Origin of the sequence: Paenibacillus mesotrionivorans, from assembly GCF_046098205.1 — a bacterium.
Taxonomy (GTDB): Bacteria; Bacillota; Bacilli; order Paenibacillales; family NBRC-103111; genus Paenibacillus_AR; species Paenibacillus_AR mesotrionivorans.
In genome coordinates this window covers 330,405-353,718 of record NZ_JBJURJ010000004.1, presented here as the reverse complement: position 1 = coordinate 353,718, position 23,314 = coordinate 330,405, and the positions used below count along the sequence as shown (strand labels likewise).

Genomic DNA, 23,314 nt, shown 5'->3' with positions numbered 1-23,314 from the left:
CAAATCCAAAACGCCGGTTTTGAGCTTCTAAGTGGCGCTGGGTTCCGTTACGCGGTAAACCGAGGGATATGGCAGCTCACCACGCCCCCCAGCGGCATGGACGCCCCGCACATCCACACACCCGCACACAACAAACACTTCACCTGCGCACAGCACGGTGAAGTGTTTTTTCGCGTCCGCTACGCCCCGGCCAGTGCCGGCTGGCAGCAGGCCTTGAACTTCCTGCCGCTGCCGCAGAAGCACAGGTCGTTGCGGCCGGGAAGCTTCAGGCCCGTCTGCGCATACTCCCTGGCCCACTGCCTCCGCAGCTGAAGGGCCAACTCCTCCATCCGCGGGAAGGAGTGTCGGTAGAAGGCCTTGTAGCTGGCGCAGAAATAATCCGGATGCGGCACACCCCGCCCCTCCGGGTCCGCCTTCTCCCACCGCCGGTTCCGGGGACAGCCTCCATAGCAGAAGCTCAGATATTCGCAGCTTTTGCAGGACTCCGGCAGCTCGGGCTTCAACGTGGCAAAGCTCCGATAGACCGGGCTTGCCAGCAGCTCCTCCAGAGAGTGGGTACCCACATTGCCCAGCTTGTAATCCTCATGAATGTAAAAATCGCAGGGATACGCATCCCCATTCTGCTCGAGGATCAGCGTTTTGGAGCAGGTGGCGCTGTGGGTGCACATCTCCGCCTGCCGACCCAGGTGAACGCTCATGGTATTGTCCATAAACCGCTCGGAAATCACCGGCTGGCCTCCGTTATACCACAGATCGAATACCTGGCACAGGAACCGCCCATACTGCTGCGGCGTAACCAGGAAGGACGGCGGCTTGTCCGCCTGCTGGGCCCGGAAATCCATGCCCGGGATAAACTGAACATAGCCAAAACCAAGCTCCCTGTAGAAGTCCATCAGTTCCTTGCCCTTGTCTACATTGCCCTCATGAATCACCGTCAAAATGTTGAAATCCACCTGCTCCCGCCGCAGATGAGCGATTCCCTGCATCACCCGGTCGAAGCTCCCCCCACCGGAGGCATATACCCTGCGGGCGTCATGAATCTCCCGCGGCCCATCCAGACTGACCCCTACCAGAAAGTGATAGCGTTTGAAAAATTGCGCCCATTCCGGCGTGATTAATGTGGCATTGGTTTGCAGCGAATTGCTGATGACGGTGCCGGGTGGAGCGTATTTGGCCTGGAGGGATACCACCTCCCTAAAAAAATCCAATCCGGCCAGTAAGGGCTCCCCTCCCTGCCAGGCAAAGGAAGCTTGGCCGTTAGACCGGGCCATAAATTGGCTTATAAACCGCTCCAAAAGCGCGGAGTCGATGCGGTTTACCGCCCCCGGCTTGCCGCCGCAGGTGCTGTAATAGCAATAATCGCAAGCCAGGTTGCACGCCTCCGAGACGGTCTTCCACATGACTCCGATGTCCTTGGTTTGAAACTCAGCAGCACAACTGCCGGCCATTGCAGGCACCTCCTTTAGCAGAGAGTCTTACGCATGATGCTTTCCCCCATTCTATCACCCTACAGTTGTAATTCGGTACTGAAAATAATTAGAGCTGTTACTCGCAGCAAAGCAACAAACAAAAAAACCGCCAGATCTAACGGCGGCAGGAGACGCTATTTGCCTCCAAAAGCGGGGCTTCCAGATTCTAACGGCGTTGAGAGACGCTATTTCGCGCAAAACGGTATGTTTTGACCAAAATGCCCATCAATAAGAGCGCTCACCGCCGTTAGAACTGGAGAGGACCAAAATCAGGCATAATAACGGCTCCTGCTTCCGTTAGAATCCCGTTTCTTCCTGCTACTCCCCCTACCCCTTCACCGCCGTACCCGACAGCCCCTGGATAATGAATCGCTGCCCGGCCAGGAACACCAGCAGCATAGGCAGAATTCCCGCCGAAGCCGCCGCCATCATACCGTTGTAATCTACATTGTACTCCAGCACGAAGTTTTGCAGGCCCAGGGGTACGGTGTACAGCCTGCGGTCCGTGAGGAACACCAGCGCATTCTCGAAGTCGTTCCAGTTCCACGAGAAGTCCAGTATGGCTAGCGTCGCCAGCGCCGGTTTGGCCAGAGGCAGCATCAGCCGGAAGAAGATCCGCCCATGCCCCGCCCCATCGATAAAAGCCGACTCGGTAATTTCCTTGGGAATGCCCATAAAAAACTGCCGCAGCATAAACACGCCGAAGATGGTGAACAGGCCGGGCAGAATCAGCGCCCAATGGGTGTTGTAGATGCCCATCCAATCGAACATGATGAACTTGGGCACAAACAGCACCTGAGGCGGAATCATCATCATGGACAGGTACAGCAGAAACAGTGTATCGCGCCCCTTGAATTCGATGCGTGAAAAACCGTAAGCGGCTAAGGCTGACAGAAAGGTGGCCCCTACTGTATTGATAGAAGCGATCTTCAGAGAGTTCAGATAGTACGTGCCGAAGCTGTTGGCGCCGGTCCACACCTTGATATGATGCTTCAGCTCCAGCGTGGAGGGCAGCCAGCGGCTGTAGTCGAACACCTCATTGGGCGTTTTGAAGGAGGTGCTGATCATCCACAGGAAAGGGAGCACCATGCCCAGGCCCAGGATGCTCAGAAGCAGCGTAAACACCAGTTTTTTGGCCAAAGAAGCCTGCTTTGTCATGAACTCATCCCTCCTAATAATGGACCCATTTTTTTTGGCCATACCACTGGACAAGCGTAATCACCAGCACGAAGGCGAATAGCATCCAGGAGATGGCGGAGGCATAGCCCATTTCATAATAGCTGAAGGCGGTTTTATAGATGAACAGGGACATCACGGTGGTGCTGCTGCCGGGTCCCCCTCCGGTAATCGCCTGGATAATCCCGAAGGATTTAATGGCGCCGATCAATCCGGTGATGAGCAAAAGAAAGGTGGTAGGGCTGACCAGAGGCCAGATGATCCGGCGGACCAGGGTCCAGGTGCGGGCCCCGTCCATCCGGGCCGCTTCCAAAAGCTCAGGCGAGATTTCCTGGAGAGCCGCCATGTAGATGATCATGTTGTAGCCCAGAGTGGCCCACACGGCGATGATGTTCAGCGCCAGCATGGCCGTATCCGTGGAGGCAAACCAGCCCGGCGGATTCGTCATCCCCAATGCCCGCAGCACCCCGTTGATAGGGCCCTGGCTGGGCTGGAACAGCAGCATCCAGACGAAGCCTACGGCTACCCCGCTGGTGATATAGGGCATGAAGTACATGGAGCGCAGCATACTTTTCAAATAAACGCTCCGGTTCAGCGCCACTGCCACCAGGAAGGCCCCGATCAGGGAAACCGGTACCGCCGCCAGATAAAGCAGTGTATTCTTGATGGCTATGATGAACTTCTCGTCCTGGAACAAGCGCGTGAAGTTGTCCAAGCCGATAAACCGGTAGTTGGGGTTGGCAAACTGATAATTGGTCATGGTCAAACCCAAGGAAAACACTGCCGGAATCAGAAAAAACACGATAATGCCCAGCATGTTCGGCAGAATAAACAGGTATCCCATTCTCTGCTGCCGCTTCATCCAATTTCCACCCATTGGGAAACTCCTCCATCCGCAGCCGGTTTTTGAGTAAAGGAAAGGGAGGGTCCACCTGGGAACGCCCTCCCTAACGCGATAACCGGTTTATTTTTTGTTTTGTTTGAGGAAATCGTTATGCCGTTTGGCCATGGTCTCAAGAGTGGTCTTCAGATCCTGCTTGCCCAGGAGGTACTTCTCGTACTCCTCCTTGCGCAGATCGATGACCTGCTGCTCCAGGCTGGATACATAGGTGGGGAAGGTGCCAAAGACAACCTTTTTCAGCGAATCCAGGTCATAGGTGCTGTCCACGCCGCTCAGGAGAAGCTTGATGGCGTCATCGGCATTCACCGCCTTGGAGGAGGGAATCCGTCCCCCTGAGGCCATCGGCATCATTCCGCCGTCGGCGTACCACTTCAGGAACTTCCAGGCGGCTTCCTTGTTGGGGGATTTGGCATTGACGGACACCACGTCCCCAAGACCGGCCGGATATTTGAATTCATTGGCGTTTTTGCTCAGCTTCGGCACCGTGGCGAAGGCGATTTTGAAGCTGCGGGGATTATCCTTGAGATTATTGGCGTTGCGGAAAATATACTCCCCTGCGTACAGCATCCCTGTTTCACCCTTCAGGAACATGGTATCCGTGGGCATTTTGGAGGTCATTTGCTCCCCGTAGGCAGGCATGGTTTTGGCCTTTTGCATCTCGTAGGCCACCTCATACCCCTTGGCGGCCAGCGGATTGTTCAGGTTGGAGGTGCCGTCCGGCTTCACGAAACCAAGCGCAGCCGTACCGGAATCCACCTGCTCCATGTAGTTGGCCTCATGCTGGAGGAGCCCCCAGCGTTTGTCGGTTTTGAGCTTGGCGGCATACTCCTTCATGTCGTCCCAGGTCCAGTCCAGAGCCGGAACGGCAAGACCTGCCGCATCCAGCGCATCCTTGTTCAGCCAAACGAAGGACATATTCTTCTTGGTGGGAATGCCGTAATATTTGCCGTTAATCTGCCATAGCTTGGCGTCAGGACCCATTTTGTCATCCACGTTATAATCACTGTAAGCGCTTAAATCCAAGGCCAGCCCAGCATCCTTCCGCTTCTGCAGGCGGGAGTAGGAATAGTTGACGAAGAGGTCGGCATCCTGGCCGGTCATCAGGGCCGTATCCAGCTTCAGGTTCCCCGGATCGTCGTTGACAAAACGCTCATAGGTCACCTGGATATCCGGATTCTGCTTGTTCCATGCCTCTACCACTGCTTGGGGACCAGACTCCGCCGGCACGCCTCCCCACATCTTCAGCTTCACGGTTTTACCGGAGGCGGTGGAGGCCGCCGGTGCTTGGGAGGCACCTGTCGTTGCCGCTGGAGCCGACTGTTTCCCGCCGCTGCTGCTGCTGTCCCCGCTTCCACCGCATCCTGCCGCCATGCCCAACACCATTACCAAACCCATTCCACCCGCCAACCATTTTGCTTTTATCATGGTTTCATCCCCTTTTGGTTCGGTCATCTTGAGTTCATCTTATCATCTGTCCCCACACGAAGGGCAGATACGGGGTTTGGAGAATGATGCAACGATATTTGGATGTAGTAAGGGTGAAATAACGGAAGCTCAGACCTCCGCGCTCCTGCGGTAATCGGCGGGGGTTTTGCCGGTCCAGCGTTTGAAGATTTTGATAAAATAGCTGTCCCCGGAAAAACCCACCCGCTCCCCGATCTCGGTCACGGGCAGGGCAGTTTCCCGCAGCATTAAAGCGGCAGCCTCCACCCGCAGTCGCTGGTGGTATTGGGTCAGGGTGGCGCCTGTTTTTTTCTTGAACAGATCGCTCAGGTAGCTGGCTTCCATACAGGCCAATTCCGCCAGCCGCTTCAGACTGAATTCCTCCCGGTAATGCTCCTCCAGATACACGATCACCCTGTTGATATCGGGATGGTCCGTTGCCCCTTGGCCGGGGTCCTTGGCAGGGAGGGTGGACCAGACCCGGTCCAGCTTCTTCAGCTGGTCCCGGCTGGCCAGCTCCGCCTCGATGCGGTCCAGATTGGCCCTCAGCGCCTCAGGATCCATGGACAGCTTCAACAGATATCCGGATGCGCCGAATTCCAACGCCTGCCGGGCATATTCGAAATCGCTGAGGCATGTCAGCATCAGGAAACGCCCCTGAAACCCCTCACGGCGGGCAGCCTTCAAAAGCTCCACCCCATCCATCACCGGCATGTCGATATCCGCAATGACCAGATCCGGCTGCAGACTGCCGATAAGCCGCAGTCCCTCCTGCCCGTTCACCGCCTCACCGGCCACCACAAAACCCGCGTCCAGCTTTTCCAGAACCTTGCGCACATACCCCCGGGCCTGATCCTCATCCTCCACCAACAGCACGGTCCGCATGGGCTTCGTCCTCCTTCCGGTATGGTGTAGCCATTAGCAGGGGCAGCTCCAGCTTCGCCAATGTGCCTGCTTCGAGCGGCTCTAGGGACAGCGCCGCCCTGTCCTGGTACAGCAGACTCAAGCGCTCTCTCAGGTTGGAGAGACCTACCCCGGCATTGGCCCGGCGCTTAGGTCTTGCTCCAGCCGCCTCCAGGCCGATTCCATCATCCGCCACCTCAATAACAAGCCGCTCCCCATCCCGGTAAGCCCGGATGCGGATATTCCCCGACTCCGCTGCAGAATGTCCGAAGCCATGTACAATGGCATTTTCCACCAGAGGCTGGAGAGAGGATTTCGGGATCAGAGCGTAATGCAAGGACGGATCCATCTCATGGTCCATCCCGAAACGGTGGCCGAACCGGGAGTTCTGGATCTGCATATATGCGCTGACCAGCCCCAGCTCCTCCTTGAGATGGATCAGATCCACATCCAGATTCAGGCCGGATTCCAGGAGTTTCCCCAAGGATACACAGATATCGTGGATATCGTCCTGGTCCCGCTGCATGGCAATGCTTTTTATGGTATTCAGCGTATTCAGCAAAAAATGCGGGTTCATCTGGGACAGCAGCACCTGGAACCGGATCGCCTGCTTCTGCCGCTCCTCCAGCTTGAGCCGGTTGACCAGATCGTGGATATCCTTGACCATCCGGTTGAAGCTGCGGGTCAGAGACTGGACCTCCTCCGTGCTTTTGCTTTCGGGCAGCACCGCCTTCAGATCGCTTCCCGCCACAATCTCCATTTTCCGCTGAAGCCGGAACAAGGGACGGGTTATGCCTGAGGACAGAACCACGGTTACCCCAATGGCCAGGCCCATGAACACTGCGAAAAGCACAAAAAACCGGCCCTTCATCTGGTTAATCTCGGCGAACAAAAGAGAAAGCGGGGTGCCCTTGACCACGTACCAGTCCAAGGAGGGAATATAGGCGGCGGTGTAGAGAATGCCCTCTTGTTCATCCCGCCAGCTGATGCCGGATTCTTCCCCGGTGCGGGCGGTGGCCCGGAGGAAGCTTTCCTGCGGCAGGCTCTTGTCGGGGAGCGAGGACAACACCGTGCTGCCGCTTCCGTCGGCGATGGCGTAATACACCCCTCCGGCATTATGGTCCGAAGCTTCAATGGCCCGCTGGAACCATTCCTCATAGTCCATGCTGATGCGGAGCACCGCGAATAGCTCTTCATAGTCATTGGTTAGGGCAGTGTACAGGGAGACCATTCTGGCGCTGCGGTTCACATCCCGCTTGACGTAGTTGGTATCGTTGGTAACCCAAAGATACCGCTGATTCCCCCGGAGCACTCCCTGGAAGCCGGGTTCGCTCATCTGCCTGTCGTAATGGATGGGCTCCTCAGGATAAAACGAGGTATAAATATTCCCCTTCCGGTCCAGCAGCGTGTAATACACCTGGGAGCCGGTGAGAAAAAAACTGTTGGAGATGCTGTAAAACTTGCCTTCAATCCGTTTCTTGAGCTCGCTCCATTCGTAGCTATCCGGGTGCAGGAGCATGTCCTCCAGACCCGGATCCTGGTCCATGAGCGTCCAGGTTTTGACGAGGATACCGCTTTGATCCTCCAGCCGCTGGCGCAGGGAAAACAGCTGCTCCCGGTCCCGCTCGTTGGCCTTATCCTGGAGCACCCGCTCCACGGAGTTGAACATGTAAACGCTTAACATAATCAGCGGCAAAAGAATGCACAGCAGGAAAACTGAAACCAGCCGGTTCTTCAGGCTGTTGGGCAGTAGCTTTTCCAGCAGGGAATGCATCATGTGCAGGTCGCCCCTTTCTTGACTGCAGGTTCCGCCTCTTCATTATTCCGCATCCGGGCGGGGCTGTAAATATCCGATTGCAGGAAGGAGCGGGCAAAGCCTCCAACCCGTCGTCAGCTTCGTAAAGGCTGTTGTGAGGGAGCAGATGCAGTTTCGTTTACGCGATCACCGAAGGACAGGGAGGATGGGATGGAGGTTTGTTGGCTGTGGGAGCGATATTGGGCGGTATTGGGCGATAGTGTGAGTGATAAGAGCTAAGGGTGGTGGGGTTGGTGATGGGATGTGAGCGATATGTTGGCAATGGTAGCGTTGGTGGCGTTGGTGGCGTTGGTGGCTTTGATGGCGTTGGTGGCGTTGGTGGCTTTGATGGCGTTGGTGGCGTTGGTGGCGTTGGCGGCGTTGGTGGCGATTTGGGAGGATGCAGGGGATGCAACGAATCATCCGAAATGCAAAAGTGCAGTTAATTTTGCAGATATCCGGCTAAATGGCAGCTTTTACTGCAAAAGTGCAGTTATTTTAGCGGCAACCAGGCAAACCACTCGTTTAGCCGGGAAATAGATGCACTTTTGCATTTGGGGGTACGCATCCGGGGGTGTAGCCGGAAATAACTGCAGTTTTGCATTTCGAGGTGTTGTGGAAAATAAGTGTGCTGGTTCATTGCCCTGTGAGGTGCCGCGAGAAGTGCAATGCAGCAATGCCGGAGAGCTGGCAGAGGGTTACTCGGGGTTACTCGGGGTTACTCGGGGTTACTTAGGCTTACCTGGGGTTTCTTGGAGCTGCCGGGTTGCTGGGAGTTGTTGCCCCCTATGTACACTCTCGTAAACACAAAAAAGCGGAGCCCATAAGGCTCCGCCCGCTGCCGCGGTTGCTCTTCGCTTATCACCGCAGCACTCTGCTCCCGGCCGCGCTGAGCTTATTCCGCACTTACTCCGCGCCTGCCGCCCTACTCCCCGCTGCCTTCGCCAGCTCCAGCAGCACCGGCAGCACCTGCGGTCGTCACGCGGAACTCGCCGCGGAATACCGTCTCCGCCTTCGGCTCCAGCGCCTTCAGCATCAGCCGGTACACCATCACCGGCTGCCCTTGATGCGCCTCCGTGGGAATAACCTCCACCTCCGGCGCAAAAGCTGCCGCGTCATACGCCAGCGCCACCGAACCCCCGGCGCTCTGCCACACCACGCTGTCCGCCGACAGCACCGGCTCCGCCCGGGAGACAAACACCTCCTCCAGAGCTGCCGGGGTTTGTTCGAAGCCGAACCGGTCGGTGAGCACAAGCGTGCCCTCCTGCCCGCCCGAAGCGGCCTTCCAGTCGAAGCTGCGCCGAAGCTCCGTCAAGTGAGGCGCAGGATACGCCGCCGCCATATCCAGCACCAGCCGGACTGCACCCGGCTCAACAGCCTTCTCCACCACACGTGCCGCAAACTCACGCCCACTCTGCTGCTCCAGCCCGTCAATCACCGGAACCGAGTGGCCGCGGCTGGCATTATGCAGGAAGGTGTAGCGCTTCGGCCCGAAATATTCCTTGGTGTACACCCCGGCACCGAGATCCGTCAGCAAACTGCTGCCGTTCACGTGAAGGATGAAGCTGCCCACATCATTGTGGTTATGCGGCTCATCATTGTGGCCGCCCTTGGCAGCGAAAGCCACAAGGCCACCTTCCATCTCGCGGCGGCTCACCACCCACTGGAGATCCTCCAGCTCCCACTCGCCTTCCGGGGTATGGTGGCCCATGAGCTCACCCTTGGACCAGAAGAAGCTCCGGGACAGATGGGCAAAGCGGTAACAATGGTCACCGTGGAAACGGGGGGCGGACATATACGGCACCTCCAGCCCAAAGCGCTCCGCCAGCTTGCAGACCAAACCCGGGCTGAGTCCCGTACGGCCGGAGTAGTCGGAGAAACTGACGAAGCTATCGTCAGACAGCGAAATAGCCAGCGGGAATTCCGCGATCCGGCGGCATTTTTCATTGTCCAAAAGCCGGATTTTCCCGTCCGTGTACGCCTCCAGCATCTCGGCAAAATACGTGTAATAGCCAAAGCCATATATCCAATATCCGATGCCCTCTGCACAGCCGCCGTCTTCCAGGAACCCCTCCAGGTAACATTCCATGGCGCGCACCAGACGGTCGATCACACCGGCCAGCCGCTCCTTGTCTGTCTCCAGGAGAAGCAGGGCCATACCGGCAGCTCCGGCGCAGACCGCAGACCAGTTATGGGTTTGCGACTCCCACCGGAACCGGGCGGGCTCCTCGTACAGCGGGAGGAACGTCCGCTTTTCAATCTCCTTTTTTACCCGGTAAATAATCCACGGATTCAACCGGCCCTCCAGGAGATACAGGCACTCCGCCAGGCTGTGGGCGGTCTCGGCTGCGAACAGGTCAATAACCGACTCCGGCTCATGAGTAAAAGCAGCCACCTTTTCCAAACCATGCTCCAGATGGGCCGGCAGGCACCAGGTGAACTCATTGCAGATTTCCCAGATCATATCTTCCAGGGCAGGGAGGTATTCTTCCGTTTCCTCCACCAGGGTGGCGAAAACCAACCCGGCCAATCTGCGGCGGCGGTCGAAGTACGGCCGTTCATATTCCAGACGGGTCCCTTGCTTTTCGTACATGTGAAAAAGAGAAAAAGGCAGCACACCAACAGGCTCCGATACCGCTCGTTTGGCCTCTGCAACCGTTTCCTCAATAAAGCCGGCAAAAACCTCCTGCGCCTTCAGCTTGCTCAGATTCTCCTTCCAGTCCACTCCGAAAGGAGTCCGGGAAGCCGTCCACCCTGCTGTCTCCGAGCAGATAGCCTCCCTGATTTCACGGAAATTATACACGGAAAAATCCCCCCGACACCATTTTAATGAAACGTTTCAATTAATGGGTACGAGACTATTATAGCACGGCATCCACAAAAAGCGTGGTGAATTTCGCCAAATCGAATTCGTTCACCGTGAGATCATCGTCATCCTTTTTGATCACACGCACAACCGGACGTCCCGGCAGCCCCCGGTGCTGGCCCACCACTACACCTACCTCATGATTGCTCAAGCGGACGCTGGTGCCGGTGGGATAGACGGACACCGTGCGCAGAAACTGGATCACCACCTCCCGGTCCAGCTTGGTGCCGGACAGAGCGGAGAGCTCTTCGATAACAAGATGGGGTTTGCCTCTCTCCCCGGTGGCCGGATTATATAGAAGATTATCGTAGGTATTGGCCACAGCCACAATTTTGGCGTACAAGTGAATCTGCTCGTCCTCCAGACCGCGGGGCACACCCGTCCCGTCCGGAGCTTCATGATGCTGGAATGCCACGTGGGCAATCAGCAGGCTCAGCTCACGCTTGCTTTTCAACAGATCAAAGCCCCGCCAGGTGTGGTGCTTCCGCAGATCCTCAGAATCATCGTCGGTAAGCAGCTCCACCTTGCCCACATCATGAAGCAGAGCGCCCGTCGCCAGTTCCTTCACCTGGGTAGCAGACAGCCCCATATTAATACCCGTCAAAGCAGCCATGGTGCACACATTCAGCGCATGGACGTACTGCTCGTTATCCTTGGTGCGGATATCGGTGAGCTGCAGCAGCACCTCCCGGTTCTGCATCACATCCTCCAGCAGCTTATCAATGCTGATGCTGACGGCCCGGGTGTTGAACTCCTTGCCCGAGCGGACGGACTGAAGCATTTCGCCCATTTTTTGCATCACAGCCCGCTTGTTCTCCTCGGACACCACATCATCGATTTCCACATCCTGAAGATGCTCGTCCTTGATATAGAGCATAGTGACGCCGATACGTCGTAAAGTATTAATCATATAAACCGTTAACTGCACCCCTTCGGACAACAGCACGGCACCATTAGAGGAAAAAATCGTTCTGCCCAAAAAATCTCCGGATTCTACGGTGTCAATGTGTACGTATTTCATAGGCCGGCCTCTTGGGGGATTGTGTAGCGGACCGCCGCCCCCTCCAGGCGGAGAAGCGCTTCCTTAATGGGCAAGCCGCCCCCGTAGCCCACCATATGGCCTGCTGCGCCGACTACCCGGTGGCAGGGAACGATGACGGGCAGGGGATTCCGGTTATTGGCGCCGCCAACAGCCCGTACCGCTTTGGGCGAGCCGATCCGTTCGGCGATATCCTTATAGGAACAGACGGTGCCATAGGGAATGTCCACAAGCGCCTGCCATACCCGCTGCTGAAAAGGGGTGCCCCGCACATCCAGCGGAACGGTAAACGCCGTCCGTTCTCCACGGAAGTATTCCTCCAGCTCCTTTACAGCCTGGGGAATATAGCCACCGCCCTGAACCAGTTCTACAGACTCGGCGGAAACACCGTCCAGCTTCGCTGCCCAAGCAGCCAGGGATGCCAGCTCCACATCCATATCCAAGCCCTCTTCAAAATCCATGCGGCAGAGCCCACGCTCCGTTGCCGCCAAGAGCAGCTTCCCGATGGGACTAGGGAGATACCCGTAATACATAACCGACATAATGACCCTCCTGACTGATGTGAAAATAGCGCCCATGCCGCTTCCACAAGCGGTAATTATACGTGTCCGTCCTGCTCCTTCCATGGGAGCAGGCATAATCCGATTTCGTCCTGGACGGATGGTTCCTTCTCTTCGGCCAGGGCAGCCTCCAAGATCCGGAGGGCCCCGTCTCCTCCCATCCGGCCGATGCTCCAGGCCGCCGCGGCGCGAAGCTCCGGCCGGGGGTCGGCCAGAAGGATATGGCGAAGCTCCGGAAGTGCTGCCGGATCCCGGAACAGTCCCAGAGCGAGCACCGCATTGCGCTGAATGGGCTTCCTCCCCCGCCAGGCCGCAGCCGTGCTGCCGAAGGCTTCCTTAAACTCCTTATTGCTCATCGCCAGGATGGGCAGCAAAAGCGGTTTGGCCTGCTCCGGCAGCGGCTGAAGCTCGGCGTTATGCACCGCATTTTTTCCCTTGTTCTTGGGACAAACCTGCTGGCAGGTATCGCAGCCGTACAGCCGGTTGCCCAAGGGAACCCGGAACTCCTCGGGTATGATGTCCTTGCTTTGAGTCCAAAAGGAGAGACACCGTTTGGCATTGAGCTGCCGCGGCCCGGCAAAGGCATCCGTCGGACAGGCATCCAGACAGAGGGTGCAATCCCCGCAGCCATCACCCAGAGGTATGTCCGGCGGAAACGGCAAGTCGGTAATCATTTCGCCCAGATAGACCCAGGAACCGAATTCCGGGGTAATAATGGAGCAGTTTTTGCCGATCCAGCCGATGCCGGCACGCTCTGCCACCGCCCTGTCCGACAAGGCTCCCGTATCCACCATGATTTCCAACCGGGCCTCCGGAACCCGCTCCCGGATAAAAGCGGCCAGCCGGTTCAGCCGGTCCGCCAGCACCCGGTGATAATCCTCGCCCCATGCGGTGCGGGCCATCATTCCCCGTGGAGCGCCGGGGCCAGAGCGGGGCGGATCCTGAAGCTTGGACGGATACGCTAAAGCAACGGAGAGGATAGAACGGGCCCCGGGCAGATGCAGCTCCGGCTGGGTGCGCTTGTCCAAGTCCGGCTCCTCGAAGCCGGATTCGCGCCCCATCTCCCTGTGCCGCAGAAGCTGCTCCTTGAGGCCGATGAAGGGCTCCGCCGAAGCAAAACCCAGCTTATCGATGCCCAGCTGCGGCAGGGCTGCCAGTATTTCCTCCTTCAGCCGCCGCCAGCCGCCGCCATAGCCGCCAACCGGGCCGTCCGATACATTGCCCAAGCCCTCTCCTCCCCGCTTTCTATAATAAATCGGCGGTCCCAGGCACACGTGGTTTCCCCCGCAGCCCGACCGCCGGATACGCCCTTGTAGCAGGGCTTTCAAAGAATAACGTCCGTCAGGCTTTGGCCCCCTGACCGGTCATCGATTTCCACATTTCAAAATAAGCCAGCACCGATTCGTCACAGAAGGGCTCCCCCCGGCTTCGCGCCAGCTCCAGAACCTCCTCCAGCCCCAGCTTCACCTTCTCCTCCACAGCCAGGGAGTAATGGTAGAGCTTCCGGTGTTTGCTGTACTCATCCTCATCCAGAACGTAGATATCTCCCTTCTGGTTGAGTATTACGTCCAGGTCATAATCGATGTACGTAATAATCTCGCCCGACTGGTAGAAAGGGGAAGCCACGTTACAATAATAGCGGATCCCTTCATCCTCCAGGAGTGCTACAACATTAAACCATTTTCCCGGTAAAAAAAAGGAAACGCCCGGAATCCGACTGGTCCATTCCCTGCCGTCCGATTCCTGGATGCGCGTATGGCAATTCACGAAGACCCGGAACGCACCGTCCCGGTGTGCGGAGGCCAGAGATTCCTGGGGAATCTCCCAGTTTTCCAGCCATACCCGGTGCAAATGCCCGTCGTGCTTGAAGCTCTTGATTAAGGTAAAGGATTCGCCCTGCTTCGCCATGGCCGGTTCACCTCCTGTCCGGGTCTTTACGCATAGACAATTTCATAATAAGACAACTCTTCATATATAGAAAAGCATATCTTTCCGCCAAATGCAACGATTCGCGAAAGATATGCCTATAGGTTCATTCTGGCAATATAAATATGAAAAAAGAAACGGTTAACAGCCGGCAAGAATACTTAGCTTCCCGTAGGAGCGGTTAAAGTTCTCCTCGCCGCAGCCCAGCTTCTCATATACGGGAAGCAGCTGCTCATTATAGTCGTCCACAGGAACTGCAACATGCTGAATATTACGGTGCAAAAAGCGCTGCTTCATGCCTTCCATTAAGGAACGGGCAATCCCTCTGCGCTGATGGTCCGGGTGAACGGCAACCCGGTAATAGTAGCCTTTGTTACGGTGGATGGTTCCGATCATCACACCCAGGACTTCTTCGTCTTCGGAAGCCACCAGGATCAGCCCGCTGTCCCAGTTCAACTGGCGCGCGAATGCTGTCATCGTTTCCTCCAGACAGGTTTCATCCAACACAAGCTCCAACAAATCCGTAATTTTCCCATAATCGGACAACTGGAATGAACGTACAACCATAGGCTTGGATCGCGCTCCTATCTCCAATTTGAGGTCAGACTTAGTAAATTCGACATAATAAACCTGATTCCTGCCGAATTTGAGAAAAATATTAATGAAATCTTTATGAATCGCCATAATGCTCTTGTTTTCTCTTGAAAGCGCTTAATATGAAGCGTTTACAAACATATATAGGTATTGTTGGTAGGTAAATGGTGCTAGTATGATTGAAAGAAATTTTTTCCTCATACTGATTCAACCTTTCTAAAGTTGGGTAAATCCATGGGGGTGTGCTTGACGATGCATGCATAAATTTCCTCAATTGACTTAGACTAAAATGAAGATTGGATGAAGATTCGGACTTTCTAAACATTTATGTTGCATTATTATCATAATTCGTGGATAATAATGTTTGTAAAGAAGTTCCGGATTTAAATAAACCAAATTGACCCAATTTGAAGGAGGATTTATTACCATGGCCCATCAATTACCCGCTCTTCCGTATGCAAACAATGCGCTTGAACCCCACATCGACGAAACGACCATGATGATCCATCATGACCGCCACCATAACACCTATGTAACCAACCTCAACGCCGCTCTGGATAAGCATCCTGAGCTGCACGACAAGTCCCTGGACGCGCTGATCGCCGATCTGAACGCTGTTCCGGAAGACATCCGCACCGCGGTCCGCAACAATGGCGGCGGCCACCACAACCACTCCCTGTTCTGGGAAGTAATCGGCCCGAACGGCGGCGGTGACCCGACTGGCCCTGTAGGCGCGGCTATCGAATCGGAGCTGGGCGGCTTCGCCAAGTTCAAGGAAACCTTCGCTGCTGCTGCCGCTACCCGCTTCGGATCCGGCTGGGCATGGCTCGTGGTTGGCAAGGACGGCAAGCTGAAGGTATACAGCACCGCCAACCAAGACTCCCCGGTAATGGAAGGCGAAACCCCGATCCTCGGTCTGGACGTGTGGGAGCATGCCTACTACCTCAAGTACCAAAACAAACGTCCGGATTATGTCTCCGCGTTCTGGAACGTGGTAAACTGGGCAGAAGTCAACAAACGCTACGAAGCTGCGAAGAAGTAAACCTTCTTCCTGAAATAGAAAGCAGACCTGCGGGTCTGCTTTTTTCGTTTGGTTGTGGATGGGCTCGGTGCCGGAAGAAAGTCCGGTGCAATGGTCAATGTCGTGGGCGGCTGCTGTTTAAGCCCAGAATTTTATATGGAATATTATGGTAAACAACAGGTGAGTGATTCCCCGTTTAACTCCTTGTCGGGTATTATCCCCTTCGCTCAGGTTATGACATTCTCTGTGACTTGCGGGACACTATCCATTTAGCTCAGGAACGATTATCCTAACTCTGGAGCCCCATTCTAACGGAAGTGATCGCTCTTATTTGGGCCAAAATAACATTTCAAAATATCTAACGGAAGTGAGCGCTCTTATTATGCTCCAATGAAGCCAAAATCGGGCCCCACCCTCCAAATAAAAGCTCTGACCGCCATTAGAATTTTTAGAAGGCCTAATATGGCCAAATAAGAGCTCTGGCCGCCGTTAGATTCTTTTGCCATCACCTTGAGTTCCCGGGGTGTCCTCCAAACCTTGTTCCCTTTTTCGCCTCTGCTCTCAACTTGCCTACTTTTCCGCCGTTATCGCACTTCTTTCCTCTAATTCCCCTTCTTCCCCCGCCCCTTCTTCTTCCCCTGCTTCTTCTTCCTCTGCCCCTTCTTCTTTCCCCTGCCCCTTCTACTTCCTCTGCCCCTTCTTCTTCCCCTGCCCCTTCTTCTTCCCCTGCTTCTTCTTCCTCTGCCCCTTCTACTTCCTCTGCCCCTTCTTTTTTAGCTTCTGTCAGCTCTCCCTTGTCTTTCCGTATCACTTTATTTTTCCGCTCCCCTTCCATTTCTCTACTCACCTCCTTCCCCCTTTCTAAGCTCCTCTTTGTTTTATCTCTGCTCCCCCTCTGCTTTCTTCTACTGCTCTCCTTCATTCCTCTGCTGCCTTCCCTTTTACTTTCACCATTCCTGACTAAAGGGGATAATGCACGACAAGGTGCCTGAAAGGCAGTACCGGCATGGATATGTGGAAATTATTAGAAATAATATGCAGATGCAGCGTTGCTGCGAAACAAAAAAAACAGGTCCCCATGATACTGGGAACCTGTTAATGCCAAATGTTAGTTTTTATTGACCATCGGAAAAATCTAATTGGACCAGCATGCGGTCCAGGAGTGCCAGGCTCTCGGCCCTGGTGGCCAGTGCGGCGGGAGCAAAGCTGCCTTCCGGCGTGCCGCCCAACAGACCCTGCCGGGTAAGGGCCTCAACGGCCGGTTTGGCCCATGCGGCGATGGCCGCGTCATCGCTGTACGACGCCTGCGCCGGAGCTGCAGCCGAAGCGGACGCAGCCGGGTTCATACCGGCCAGCTCTGCGGCGCGGTGGACCATCACCGCCAGCTCCTGGCGGGTAACGGCTTCTCCCGGACGGAAGCTGCCGTCGCCGTAACCTTCCACCAGCTTCATCGCAGAGGCCGTCTGGACGGCAGCCGCGAACCAATCGGCTGCGCCGACATCGTTGAAGGTGCTATTGTGTTCCCCTGAGGCGGATGGGGACAGCCCTAACACACGGACCAGGAAAGCCGCCACTTCAGCGCGGGTTACAATCTTGTCAGGCTGGAACTCTCCAGGTACTACACCATCGGCAATCATGTGAGCCGCCATCCGTTCCACACTGTTCTTTGCCCAATGCCCGTTCAGATCTGTGAAGCTGCGTGTATGCTGTACCAACAAATACGTGCTGTTGGTGCGGCTGTAAATGTGAACCTCCCCGCCTGTCACCCGGAAAGGAACCGGCTCCAGTACCCACCTGCCATCCGCCGCGGGAGCCATTCTGGCAACAGCCAATGAGCCTTCGTTCAGGGATGTGCCAGCCTTGGGCTTAACCGTCCGTTTGACATACCGGGAGAAGTCCTTCAACTCCTGTTCCTTGCCGTCCGGTGCAGATACCTTGACGGAAAATTCCCAAGCTCCGGCTACCTTCCAGCCTGCAGCTGCGGCGGAGATTTCGGCGGTGCCATTCGTCCGCGCCGTTATCTCAAGCTGGAGCTTGGTTGCTTCCGTGCCCAACTCGCTGGCCAGATGCGCCATATTCAGTTCCTTCACGGGGAGCGCATAAGAGGCCTGGGCGGTTTCCACCACAAGGGTATCCACATGCCCGGCTTGCAGCAGCTTGCTCAGGGCAGCTCCGTTAAGGCGTACCCCCTCCGCAGGAGGATTACCTTGGCCGGAGCTTTCCATTGCCTTCAACAGCACTTGCCCGCCAGCCGATGACTCCAACGCCTTCTCCAACAGCGGAGCATCCACATCGGCTAATGTTGCAGATGCAGTTGGATTAGCCGAGCCTACCGGGCCAACCGAGCCAGGCGCGGGCACACTGCTGGAGCCATCATCGGGTTCCTCAGATGAGGAACCGGCATCCGGCGTTCCGTTACCGGGCGAACCGCTTCCCGGGTCTCCCCCACCAGGAGTTTCCCCGCCAGGCGTTCCGTTACCCGGGTCTCCCCCACCAGGAGTTTCCCCGCCGGGTGTGCCACCGGAGGTGTCCTGCACCAACCGCGTTACATCGATTGTATAGTCGGCTGCATCTCCGTTTTCGGCGGTTACCGTGATGACGATTCGGTTCTGCCCCACTTCCAACGGGAGGGTTGCAGTATAACTTCCTTCCGCCGAAGCTGAGGTTATCTCACCTTCCGCCGATGGTATAACAGCCGCTGAGCCGCCATCCGCTGCTGAGCCGCCTTCCTCTGTTATGCTGCCGTCCTCTGTTGTGCTGCCGCTCTCTTCAGCACCGGCGGCAATGGTAACAGCAGCCAAAGGGTCTGCCACGGCTGTCACTGTGACCGCCTCTGTTTCGTAAGCTACCTGGGCCGAATAAGCCAGGGTATCCGCAGCAAACACCGGTTCCAGCGCTCCTGTACTGAGCGCTAGCTGCTTTAGCCGCCAATCATCCGACAGCTCCTCGGTAACCGCCTCTACCCCTTTGTTTTGGTAAAAATTGGTTACAACACTTTCCACAGCATTACCCTTCAGCCGGATCCCCTTGCCTGCAAACAATCCAATACCGTTGGTGTTGCCTGTGAGTACATTGCCTTCAATACGCACATTCTCCGGATCACCCTCGCCGATATAGTTGGCATTGGTGTCGCCGTTGTCGTGCTCCAATAGAATCGCCCAATATCCATTGGCGGTATTATTGCGGATGGTATTGCCCCGGATAACCGTGCCGGGACCATTCAAGATATTGATGCCCGATGCATCGGCGATATCCGTCGTGCTCTCGATCACATTGTTCACGATCACCGTATCCGGTGTCCCCATGGTCACCACAATCCCCTCACGGCTGTTGCGGATGAGATTGTCCCGGATCAGGTTGCCGGGGCCGGTTTTGCTGTGGTTGCTGGGAGCTGTGCCGCCGGTATTGCCAAGGCCGACGGCTCCGCCGGTCAGGATATTTTCCACCAGATTACCGGAAATCTCATTGAGATATTCCAGCTCCCCGTGAAGATCGATGGCATCCAGCTTGGTCTGGATGAACACATTGTTGCGCACCGTGTTGTTATGGGCCACATTCTGGATCAAGGCGCCGTGGCGCAGATACGGCCCCTCAAACCGGGAATCCTCCACCAGATTCCACAGGGTATCGTTGGCAAAACCCAGCCGGTCCACCTTGGGCATTCCCTGGATAGCCACGCCGTAGCCGGAGCCGCCGGGGCCCACATCGGTAGCATTGCGGAAGGTGCTGTTCCGCACAATCACATCATGGCTGTTCTCAATGCGGATAGCCATCCGCCGGAACTTCTCCACGGTGACATGATGGATAGTCACGTTGTATGAAGGGTCTTCACCGTAGTTGCTGATCATGATCAGGCTGTCCGGTCCCCCGGCTTGAGGATTGTTGACCTTATGATCGGTTGTGTATTCCTTGTTCCAGGCAGAGGTTAAGGTCATGCCGGAAATTTGGAGGTTATGCTGCTTGGCGGATTTGAAAAGAGTGCTGTTTTTCACCATGTCCAAGGAGGTCCGGAGAACTGTACCGCTTTCGCTTTCCCCACGGATGTTGACGCCGCTTTTCAAAAACAGATTGGCCAGACCGTCCGGTGAGGTCCGCAGATTATAGACCCCATCGGGAATGTATACCTCATCCCCTGCAGCTGCCGCATCTATCGCCGCTTGAATGGCCGGGCGGTCATCATGCCCGTTATCTGCCCGATCAGCGCCGAAATTCAGCACATTCAGCGTCCGCCCCGTTACCGGATTAGGGATATGAAGGGCATGTGCGCTTCCGTCCGGCTTCGTTAAACCGGGGGTGGTGAAGGGCACCGCTCCGGGAGGAGGCCCCGGCAAAATGTAGGGTACCAGCGCAACCGGCGTATCCCCGTTGGCATATGGCGGATAAATATGCACATCCGTCAGACTGGTAAACACGCTGCCGTCGGAATTGCCGCGCCCGGTAATGCGCACATATCTGGCATTCACATCCTCCGGATCAAACACCTGCAGGGCCGTGGTCAACCGGGAGGACCAGCCGTTGAAGCCGGGGGTCCAGTTGATACCGTCGACGGAGGTTTCGAACTCCAGCTGGGTTTTGCGGGTATCCCCTTTGTAAAACCCGATCCCCAAATATCCTATCTGCCGGATCTCGCCCAGATCAAACTGGATCCATGGTCCGTCTCCGCTGGCCGACCAGCGGGTGTACGAGTTGTTGTCGATGGTGTTGCTTTCAATATTGCCGTCGCTGCTGCTGGCAATAACCGCCTCTACCGGAAGAGGAAGAATCGGCTCCGCCAGCGTCGTCCGGGTAAGCGTCAAAGGGGTAATGCTGATTTTGCCCGACGCATCTACAGCCGCCACCTTAAAGGTATACTCGGTATTTGGGGTCAACCCGGCTGCGGTGTAGGTGCTTGCTTCCGGCGCCAAAGTAGCGGCCAGCTCATTGTTGCGGTAGACTAGGTAACGGTCGATGGTGGAGTCATCCAAGGCTTGCGGCCACAGCAGGTCCACGAAGTCCGTCCCCAGATTCTCTGCCTTCAGGAGAGAGCCCTCCGGCCAATAGGGCGGGGCAATATCTCCGGAAAGATCAATGATTTCCATTACCCTCAAAGCAGGCCGGGGATTGCTGGTGCCGTTGGCCTCCTTGGAGTAAATGTTGAAGGATACGCCCGTATTCTCCGCATCCCCAAGCATAAACACAACGGTTCCGTCAGCAAGCCGGGAACGCACATATTCCGTAACGTCCACGGTGTACACCTTAGGGCTCCCGCCTTTGTCCGCATCTACCGTGAAGCCGCCCAATAGCTCGCCGGAAGCCAGATCCTTCACCGGAGCATTGTTCCAGGTTAAAGAGGCTTCACTCCAATTGCTATCCGGGATGCCATATAGCTGCAAAGGCACATCCGTATTGGCAGAGCCTTTTTTGGCGGCTACCTGGAAGGTATATTGATAGGCCGGATTCACCGCTTCGCTGACATCATACTTGAAATAAACGTACTTTTTCTTTGAGCCGCTTGCCGATACGCTGAACAGCCCCTGGCTTGACCCGGTTGCCGAATTAATATTGGTGTCAGCCAAACTGCTGTCGATCAGCGCGTCATCCATCGGTGTCAGGACGGCGATTTCCTTTTCCACCTGCTGTCCGGGCTGGTTGGGCTCGGCTGGAGTAACCGTCACCACCGCTTCCGCTTCCGCAGCCTGCTGGTAGACGGAGGATGTGACGGTGGCCACAATTTTTGTGCTGCCCGGAGCTACGCCTGTGACCCGCGCCTTCAGCCCGCCCAGAGATTCGACTGTGGCTACAGCGCTGTTATACGTGGACCAGGTAACCGTAACCGTACCGGTATCACCGGTAGTAGCCACCGCAGCGGTTAGCTCCTTGTTCGCACCGGCTGCCATGGTCCACGCCGCCGTGTCCAGTTGAACAGACGGACTTCCCGGATGGACCGTTCCGTTGCCCGGGTCTGGATTTCCCGGATCTGTGCCTCCCGGCCCGTAACCCGGCTTGTAAATAATCGGCTCCGTTACCACCCTGTTCTTCACATACTGGTCGAGGAAAGTCCACGCCTCCGCGTTGGCGGTATCCGAGGCCGTTCCCGTAAAGCCGTGTCCCTGCCCGGGGACCAGCTTAAAATCCACCACCTGCACGCCTGCCGCTGTCAGCTGTCCGGCGAACTTGACGCTGTTTTCATACGGAATCGTGCTGTCGGCATCGCCGTGGCGGATCCAAAAGGGCGGATCATCCGGAGAAGCATAGGTCCCCGGCATGGCCAGCCGGGCTTCGTTGGGCACGGTGAATGCCTTTTTACCGCCCAGAAGCGCCGTTACGGAGCTGTAATTATTGGCAAATTCCGTCGTGAAGTCAGCGGGGCCGAACCAGTCGGCTACAGCCTGAACCTTGTCGGAGTATTCCGGCCAGCCGCCGGTTCCGCTCAAATCAGGCACCGGCACTGTATTCCCGTTGTCCAAGGTGATAGGGCTTCCCGCCTCCAAGTCGCCGGTGGTGCCCAAAAGCGCAGCCAAATGTCCGCCTGCAGACGACCCCCATACACCGATCCGGCTGGGATCGATGAAATATTCGGCCGCATGGGCCCGCAGGAAACGGATGCCCAGCTTCACATCCTGAATCTGCGCCGGGAACGGTGCTTCGGGAGTCAGACGGTAGCTCAGGGCCACACCGATATAGCCTCTTTTGAGCACATAGTTGGAAATGTTGCCCAAGGCCTGCTTCCGGTCCCCGTGGTTCCAGCCGCCTCCGTGGATGTAAACCACAGCCGGCATTACCCCAGCCGGAGCTACCTCGGGAACAGCAATGGAAGCGTAAATCTCCCGGTTCCCCGCCATACCCACCAGCACATCCTCATACATCTTCACTCCGGCCGGCGGGACAAAAGGCGGCTGCTCCACCGGCTCCGGAATAGGCACCGGCGTCGCTGCCGGAGGAATGCCCGGAATGGCCTGCCCCATTATAGATACGCTGTCAAAATACAGATTGCCCACAGGGGCCGCCGCACGGAAACGCAGCTTGTTGGCAGGATTGCTGTTAGCCTGTGCGTCCAAAGCCCAGGTCTTCAGCTTGTTGGGATCGGAGGCAGCTCCGGGATTCGGCTTGAACTCCTCCAGCACCGTCCAGTTGGCGCCGCCGTCATAGGACCACTCCACATACACACTTCCGCTCACGTACGAGGAAGCCCGGGTGTAATAGCTCACCTGGATATTTCCGTAGCCGGTCAGATCCAAGGGCAGGGCCAGCACATCCGTAGAATCGATCTTCACCATATTGGGTGTGGACGGGGCCGTGGTGGAAGCGGAGGTTTTGGCTACGCTTTTGCCTCCGTCTTGAATCCATGGCTGAGGAATAGTCACCCCTCCCGTCGAGCCAAAATTATCCGGATCATCAAACTGCTCGGCATAAATCTCCATCACCGGTCCTTCCGGTTCAGGCACGGCGGCCTTTGCAGTAAGCGCTTGCAATTGTGTAAAAGGTGAAAGCATCAAAACGCATACCAGCAACCCTATCAAAACCCTTTTTATGTTCATCATGCACTCCCTCCCTAAAATGAAACTCTGCGGCACAGGCCGCGCCTCCGGATTAGCTGCAGCCCCTTGCCAACTCCACCCTAGGGTAGCGCACTTTTCATATA

Annotated in this window: 16 protein-coding genes; 2 read left to right on the top strand and 14 right to left on the bottom strand. The window is 56.3% G+C overall.

Features of this window, described 5'->3' with window-relative positions; all coding sequences use genetic code 11:
• Positions 1–179: 179 nt before the first annotated feature.
• The 6 genes from ACI1P1_RS08140 to ACI1P1_RS08115 all read right to left on the bottom strand — a co-directional run bounded on the left by ACI1P1_RS08140 (position 180) and on the right by ACI1P1_RS08115 (position 7,669).
• The gene (locus ACI1P1_RS08140; protein WP_416215869.1) at positions 180–1,448 is read right to left on the bottom strand and encodes an anaerobic sulfatase maturase; all 1,269 of its coding nucleotides are present in this window, start codon (positions 1,446–1,448) and stop codon (positions 180–182) included.
• 348 nt (positions 1,449–1,796) lie between these two features.
• Complete coding sequence (locus ACI1P1_RS08135) at positions 1,797–2,627, bottom strand: carbohydrate ABC transporter permease (RefSeq protein ID WP_416215868.1); 831 nt, start codon at positions 2,625–2,627, stop codon at positions 1,797–1,799.
• A 13-nt stretch (positions 2,628–2,640) separates the two neighbouring features.
• The gene (locus ACI1P1_RS08130) at positions 2,641–3,522 is read right to left on the bottom strand and encodes a carbohydrate ABC transporter permease (RefSeq protein WP_416215867.1); all 882 of its coding nucleotides are present in this window, start codon (positions 3,520–3,522) and stop codon (positions 2,641–2,643) included.
• An 87-nt stretch (positions 3,523–3,609) separates the two neighbouring features.
• On the bottom strand, positions 3,610–4,971 hold the full coding sequence (locus tag ACI1P1_RS08125; protein ID WP_416215866.1) for an ABC transporter substrate-binding protein: 1,362 nt from the start codon (positions 4,969–4,971) through the stop codon (positions 3,610–3,612).
• A 129-nt stretch (positions 4,972–5,100) separates the two neighbouring features.
• Entirely contained in the window at positions 5,101–5,874 is a 774-nt protein-coding gene (locus tag ACI1P1_RS08120) for a helix-turn-helix domain-containing protein (RefSeq protein ID WP_416215865.1), read from the bottom strand.
• Positions 5,846–7,669 (bottom strand): sensor histidine kinase, encoded by a 1,824-nt coding sequence (locus ACI1P1_RS08115; protein ID WP_416215864.1) that lies wholly within the window; start codon positions 7,667–7,669, stop codon positions 5,846–5,848. The genes ACI1P1_RS08120 and ACI1P1_RS08115 overlap by 29 nt, the downstream gene beginning before the upstream one ends.
• A 291-nt stretch (positions 7,670–7,960) precedes the next feature.
• On the opposite strand from ACI1P1_RS08115, the gene ACI1P1_RS08110 reads away from it, so the two are divergent.
• Positions 7,961–8,227 (top strand): hypothetical protein, encoded by a 267-nt coding sequence (locus tag ACI1P1_RS08110; protein ID WP_416215863.1) that lies wholly within the window; start codon positions 7,961–7,963, stop codon positions 8,225–8,227.
• Between the two features lie 385 nt (positions 8,228–8,612).
• On the opposite strand, the gene ACI1P1_RS08105 is transcribed toward ACI1P1_RS08110, so the two are convergent.
• The 6 genes from ACI1P1_RS08105 to ACI1P1_RS08080 form a co-directional block, all read right to left on the bottom strand.
• The gene (locus ACI1P1_RS08105) at positions 8,613–10,490 is read right to left on the bottom strand and encodes a heparinase II/III domain-containing protein (protein ID WP_416215862.1); all 1,878 of its coding nucleotides are present in this window, start codon (positions 10,488–10,490) and stop codon (positions 8,613–8,615) included.
• Positions 10,491–10,548: 58 nt separating this feature from the next.
• Complete coding sequence (locus ACI1P1_RS08100) at positions 10,549–11,574, bottom strand: HD-GYP domain-containing protein (protein ID WP_416215861.1); 1,026 nt, start codon at positions 11,572–11,574, stop codon at positions 10,549–10,551.
• Positions 11,571–12,134 (bottom strand): methylated-DNA--[protein]-cysteine S-methyltransferase, encoded by a 564-nt coding sequence (locus ACI1P1_RS08095; RefSeq protein WP_416215860.1) that lies wholly within the window; start codon positions 12,132–12,134, stop codon positions 11,571–11,573. Before ACI1P1_RS08095 ends, ACI1P1_RS08100 begins: the two co-directional genes overlap by 4 nt.
• A 56-nt stretch (positions 12,135–12,190) precedes the next feature.
• Positions 12,191–13,378: a tRNA epoxyqueuosine(34) reductase QueG gene (gene queG, locus ACI1P1_RS08090; RefSeq protein WP_416215859.1), complete on the bottom strand. Its 1,188-nt coding sequence runs from the start codon at positions 13,376–13,378 to the stop codon at positions 12,191–12,193.
• Between the two features lie 115 nt (positions 13,379–13,493).
• Positions 13,494–14,060, bottom strand: a complete 567-nt coding sequence (locus ACI1P1_RS08085) for a DUF402 domain-containing protein (protein WP_416215858.1) — start codon at positions 14,058–14,060, stop codon at positions 13,494–13,496.
• 159 nt (positions 14,061–14,219) lie between these two features.
• The gene (locus tag ACI1P1_RS08080; protein ID WP_416215857.1) at positions 14,220–14,645 is read right to left on the bottom strand and encodes a GNAT family N-acetyltransferase; all 426 of its coding nucleotides are present in this window, start codon (positions 14,643–14,645) and stop codon (positions 14,220–14,222) included.
• A 454-nt stretch (positions 14,646–15,099) separates the two neighbouring features.
• On the opposite strand from ACI1P1_RS08080, the gene ACI1P1_RS08075 reads away from it, so the two are divergent.
• Positions 15,100–15,714: a superoxide dismutase gene (locus ACI1P1_RS08075; RefSeq protein ID WP_416215856.1), complete on the top strand. Its 615-nt coding sequence runs from the start codon at positions 15,100–15,102 to the stop codon at positions 15,712–15,714.
• A gap of 484 nt (positions 15,715–16,198) precedes the next feature.
• On the opposite strand, the gene ACI1P1_RS08070 is transcribed toward ACI1P1_RS08075, so the two are convergent.
• Positions 16,199–16,615: a hypothetical protein gene (locus ACI1P1_RS08070; RefSeq protein WP_416215855.1), complete on the bottom strand. Its 417-nt coding sequence runs from the start codon at positions 16,613–16,615 to the stop codon at positions 16,199–16,201.
• A gap of 193 nt (positions 16,616–16,808) precedes the next feature.
• Positions 16,809–23,213: an S-layer homology domain-containing protein gene (locus ACI1P1_RS08065; protein WP_416215854.1), complete on the bottom strand. Its 6,405-nt coding sequence runs from the start codon at positions 23,211–23,213 to the stop codon at positions 16,809–16,811.
• Between the last annotated feature and the right edge of the window lie 101 nt (positions 23,214–23,314).

What these genes read in the sequence shown, in the direction of transcription:
- ACI1P1_RS08140 (WP_416215869.1), bottom strand. Translation starts at nt 1,448, where the DNA reads ATGGCCGGCAGTTGTGCTGCTGAGTTTCAAACCAAGGACATCGGAGTC.
- ACI1P1_RS08135 (WP_416215868.1), bottom strand. Translation starts at nt 2,627, where the DNA reads ATGACAAAGCAGGCTTCTTTGGCCAAAAAACTGGTGTTTACGCTGCTT.
- ACI1P1_RS08130 (WP_416215867.1), bottom strand. Translation starts at nt 3,522, where the DNA reads ATGGGTGGAAATTGGATGAAGCGGCAGCAGAGAATGGGATACCTGTTT.
- ACI1P1_RS08125 (WP_416215866.1), bottom strand. Translation starts at nt 4,971, where the DNA reads ATGATAAAAGCAAAATGGTTGGCGGGTGGAATGGGTTTGGTAATGGTG.
- ACI1P1_RS08120 (WP_416215865.1), bottom strand. Translation starts at nt 5,874, where the DNA reads ATGCGGACCGTGCTGTTGGTGGAGGATGAGGATCAGGCCCGGGGGTAT.
- ACI1P1_RS08115 (WP_416215864.1), bottom strand. Translation starts at nt 7,669, where the DNA reads ATGATGCATTCCCTGCTGGAAAAGCTACTGCCCAACAGCCTGAAGAAC.
- ACI1P1_RS08110 (WP_416215863.1), top strand. Translation starts at nt 7,961, where the DNA reads ATGTTGGCAATGGTAGCGTTGGTGGCGTTGGTGGCGTTGGTGGCTTTG.
- ACI1P1_RS08100 (WP_416215861.1), bottom strand. Translation starts at nt 11,574, where the DNA reads ATGAAATACGTACACATTGACACCGTAGAATCCGGAGATTTTTTGGGC.
- ACI1P1_RS08095 (WP_416215860.1), bottom strand. Translation starts at nt 12,134, where the DNA reads ATGTCGGTTATGTATTACGGGTATCTCCCTAGTCCCATCGGGAAGCTG.
- ACI1P1_RS08085 (WP_416215858.1), bottom strand. Translation starts at nt 14,060, where the DNA reads ATGGCGAAGCAGGGCGAATCCTTTACCTTAATCAAGAGCTTCAAGCAC.
- ACI1P1_RS08080 (WP_416215857.1), bottom strand. Translation starts at nt 14,645, where the DNA reads ATGGTTGTACGTTCATTCCAGTTGTCCGATTATGGGAAAATTACGGAT.
- ACI1P1_RS08075 (WP_416215856.1), top strand. Translation starts at nt 15,100, where the DNA reads ATGGCCCATCAATTACCCGCTCTTCCGTATGCAAACAATGCGCTTGAA.
- ACI1P1_RS08070 (WP_416215855.1), bottom strand. Translation starts at nt 16,615, where the DNA reads ATGAAGGAGAGCAGTAGAAGAAAGCAGAGGGGGAGCAGAGATAAAACA.
- ACI1P1_RS08065 (WP_416215854.1), bottom strand. Translation starts at nt 23,213, where the DNA reads ATGATGAACATAAAAAGGGTTTTGATAGGGTTGCTGGTATGCGTTTTG.